Below are 4000 nucleotides of genomic sequence, written 5' to 3' on the forward strand. Positions count from 1 at the left end.
GGACGCATTCAAGAAGCCCGCAACAGCCAAACCGGCCGCAGCGAAACCTTCGCCTTCGACCCCGCCCACAACATCCTTTCCGACAAAGCCGCCGAAGGAAAGGGCGGCAACCTTAGCAGCGGTAACCGCCTCAAAGAATACAACGGCATCGAATACACCTACGATGCATTGGGCAACCTGATCTACCGCCAGCTGCCCGACGGCGAAAACCAATATTACCAATACGATTTAGAAAACCAACTCGTCTGCGCCGAAATCAAAAAAGCAGCAGGCAATACCGAAATTTGGACCTACGCCTACGACCCGTTCGGAAGACGCCTTTCCAAAGAGCGCCAAGACAAACTTGCCTGGACGAGTACCGACCCGAAACGCACCCACTTCGTCTGGGAAGGCAGCCGCTTGTTGCAGGAGTACACCTACAAAGGCAGCTATACCTATATCTACACCGACCAAGACAGCTACGAACCCTTAGCCCAAGTCTTCTACGACAACCAAGACGAAACCCAATACCTCGCCTATTTCCATACCGATCAAATCGGCATACCGCGCGAGATGACCGACGTCCACGGCAATCTGTTATGGTACGGCGAATATACCGCTTGGGGTCGTCTGAAAAAGGACGGGCGGGTTTACAAGGATGCGCATCAGCCGTTCAGACTGCAAAACCAGTATTATGATGAAGAGACGGGGCTGCATTACAACCTGATGCGCTATTACGAGCCTGAGGCGGGGCGGTTTGTGAATCAGGACCCGATTGGGTTGCTGGGCGCAGGGGATAACCTTTATCAGTTTGCTGTAAATGCTCAAAGTTGGATTGATCCGTTGGGACTTTCTCGTAACAGGTTAGCTACAGTAGGTAAAACGCCATCAAAAGTGAGTACCACTGGTAGGGCTGTAATGCAGCGCATGTTAAGTGCTAAGGAGCTACGTGGTATGTCGGCTGAGCAGATTAGTAATTTAAGACGTGTAAGCGATATTCCTAGCTCTGCCCAATTTTGGGATACTCCAACTAAATCATGGCAGCCTGTTAGGTCTGCTCATATGGGGCATGCAGGCGAAGATGCTGTGGATTATTGGAATAGAAGAGGAAAATTTTTTGGTAAAAAATCGCCTGAAGTTAGATCGTGGATGAGAGATCCAAATAACTATCGGCTTGAAAAAGGTGCCGGTAAAGGGGGAAATTGCTCCCGCGGCGCAAAAAACCGAAGTAGGTATGATATGGATAAACCAATCGGGCCTAGACAGAAATCTGATTATGGCCATTGATATTATAGAATCTACACTTAACATTGTTTATTTTAATTGAGGAGTTGTATGCTATGAATTTAGATGCAGTTAATCCAGAATTGGAATCAAAAATTAATGATTTAGTTTGCGAAGCTTATAATAAATCTTTTTCGGAACAAGAAAAATTATTAAAAGAAGCATTTGAGCTAATACCTAAGCCAGTAACTCAATGGGCGCATCCAACTACAATGGTTACGATTGCCTTATTTGAGTTATATTATAAACATCAAAAATATGAACAGGCTGAGGAATGGCTGACTATTGCTTTGAGTGTTGCCGATTTAGGAACAACTAATGCAGGAACATATCTATTAGGCGGTATTTTTTATTATGATATTGAAAAATATGATGATGCTTATCAATATTTCGATATAGCTTATAACGATGCTGGATATTATCCATTCAGTATCGAGGACAAAAAATATTGGCAGTTTTATAAGCAGCGTAAAGAAGAACTAAATCCTAAGAAAAAAAACAAAAAGTAAGATTCGATATTTTCAGACGACCTCAAAACCTTCTTTGAGGTCGTCTGAAACATTTGTTCTTTAACAACCTGATCTACCGCCAGCTGCCCAATGGCGAAAACCAATATTACCAATACGATTTAGAAAACCAACTCGTCCGCGCCGAAATCAAAAAGCCCACCGGTAATACCGAGATTTGGGAATATGCCTACGACCCGTTCGGACGAAGGCTCTCCAAAGAGCGCCAAGACAAACTCGCTTGGACCAGCACCGACCCGAAACGCACCCATTTCGTCTGGGACGGCAGCCGCCTATTGCAGGAGTACACCTACAAAGGCAGCTACACCTATATCTACACCGACCAAGACAGCTACGAACCGCTGGCGCAAATTTTTGACAACGCCAAAGACGGCAAACAATACCTCGCCTATTTCCACAATGATCAAATCGGCATACCGCGCGAGATGACCGACATTCACGGCAATCTCTTGTGGTACGGCGAATACACCGCCTGGGGTCGTCTGAAAAAGGATGAACGCGTTTATCGGAACGCGCACCAGCCGTTCAGACTGCAAAACCAGTACTTCGATGAAGAGACGGGGCTGCATTACAACCTGATGCGGTATTACGAGCCTGAGGCAGGTCGGTTTGTGAATCAGGATCCGATTGGGTTGTTGGGTGGGGAGAATCTGTATGCTTTTGCGCCAAGTACACAGGCTTGGGTTGACCCATTGGGTTGGGCATATTGGAAAAAAGGAACACCCAAACCAGCGGGCTGGAGGCTACCTAGGGACGGAACTTGGGCGGGAGAAAGAGGACATTCTCGCTTTACACCAAATAACCCACAAGATTTGGGACTCAATGTTGGTGATTCTATTAATTACAGAGGTGGTAGACCAGACTTTTCTCCTTGGGCAAAAACTCCTTGGTCTTCATCTGGTAAAGGGCCCAAAGGGTTTAAAGTTACCGGTATGACGGGTGACCCAGATAAAGATTTCACAAGAATGAGAAGGGCTTTAGCAGATAAGATGGGATGGTCTGTCCAAGATACCCAAAAATATTTGACGGACAATCGTCTTGACTTACATCATTCAAGTAGAAATACGGCGCAAATAATACCGAGAGATTTACATAGTGGCATTAGGCATACTGGTCCTGCAAGTGTCATGCGTAATAAGAAGAAAATCGGAAAAACATGTCCATAACCTTTAACTGGAGTAAACATTATGAGCACAAGAATGCAAACTTTAATAGAAAAAATGGGTGGAGTTGTAAGGGTCGGAGCAAAGCCTTTCGCTCCTTTATCACGAGAAATAATGTCAAAATTTCTAGATATTGATAGAAAAGAATTTTCTGATTATTTAGATTATTTGACGTGTTTTGGAGGAGAGACATATCTAAATGAAGTATTTTATAAATTAACCATGTATGACAATGGACTACCAAGCTATTGTTATCCCCCTGATTCACCGATAGAAAATGTTGTAATAAAGAAAGGGGAATTTGGTTGTTTCTATGGAGAAGGGGAATCGTATCAAACTGGCTATTCATTGAGCAATGCTATAAAAAAAATGGAAAATAGGATTCCTACGAATTTTTTACCTATTGCTGAGAATAACTACGGAGATAGGATATGTCTTTGTATAAAAGGGGAAAAAATAGGAAAAATTTTTTATTGGTACCATGAAAACGAATGGGATGAAGAAGATTATTTTGATGATTTTGGAAAAACTATGCCTGAAGAAGTAAAGATGCAAAATATGTATTTAGTCGGAGAAGATTTGTATGACTGTTTTAATCGTATGGTCTTAGAAGAAGAATAATTGTTTGAAATATTATGTGCCTAAAGATATATGTAATATGTAAACTGAATTATATATTTCTAGCTTTGATTAGCAAATCGTAGCCCGCATAAATTCCTGAATTTGCAGGTAGCGTGCGTGCCTCAAAGCAAGTACGCGGGTTTTTCGGTTTTCAGACGGCCTCAATATCCTTTTGAGGCCGTCTGAAACCTCCGTTCTTTAACAATCCAATCCCCGTTATCGGTTGCAACGCTGGTTGAAATAGAGGCCGTCTGAAAGTTAGTTTTTCAGACGGCCTCTATTTAGTTACAGTATCAAAGTCCTATTTGACGATACAGAGACCGACTTTGCATTTGACTCCCCGCTTCCACTTGTTTGGCAGCGCAGCTACTATTCCGACCAAATAGGCAACGGCTGGCTGGGACAGGGTTGGTCGCTGCCGTTCTC

At 43.5% G+C, this 4000-nt stretch carries 5 protein-coding genes; all 5 read left to right on the top strand.

Features of this window, described 5'->3' with window-relative positions:
- Nucleotides 1–72: 72 nt before the first annotated feature.
- Complete coding sequence (locus ACTHS3_RS10565; protein ID WP_107737641.1) at nucleotides 73–1266, top strand: RHS repeat-associated core domain-containing protein; 1194 nt, start codon at nucleotides 73–75, stop codon at nucleotides 1264–1266.
- 53 nt (nucleotides 1267–1319) lie between these two features.
- Nucleotides 1320–1772: a hypothetical protein gene (locus tag ACTHS3_RS10570; RefSeq protein WP_039862584.1), complete on the top strand. Its 453-nt coding sequence runs from the start codon at nucleotides 1320–1322 to the stop codon at nucleotides 1770–1772.
- A gap of 53 nt (nucleotides 1773–1825) precedes the next feature.
- Complete coding sequence (locus ACTHS3_RS10575; RefSeq protein WP_440367927.1) at nucleotides 1826–2956, top strand: RHS repeat-associated core domain-containing protein; 1131 nt, start codon at nucleotides 1826–1828, stop codon at nucleotides 2954–2956.
- Nucleotides 2957–2977: 21 nt separating this feature from the next.
- Nucleotides 2978–3574 carry an SMI1/KNR4 family protein gene (locus tag ACTHS3_RS10580; protein ID WP_198921340.1) on the top strand — a complete coding sequence of 199 codons (597 nt, stop codon included), beginning with the start codon at nucleotides 2978–2980 and terminating at the stop codon, nucleotides 3572–3574.
- 292 nt (nucleotides 3575–3866) lie between these two features.
- Nucleotides 3867–4000 (top strand): DUF6531 domain-containing protein (locus ACTHS3_RS10585; RefSeq protein ID WP_440367928.1); only part of this gene is annotated, 134 nt, incomplete at its 3' end.

This window comes from Neisseria sp. P0009.S007 (genome assembly GCF_051962515.1).

Coding starts and splice junctions, on each gene's coding strand:
- ACTHS3_RS10580 (WP_198921340.1), top strand. CDS start 2,978: ATGAGCACAAGAATGCAAACTTTAATAGAAAAAATGGGTGGAGTTGTA.
- ACTHS3_RS10570 (WP_039862584.1), top strand. CDS start 1,320: ATGAATTTAGATGCAGTTAATCCAGAATTGGAATCAAAAATTAATGAT.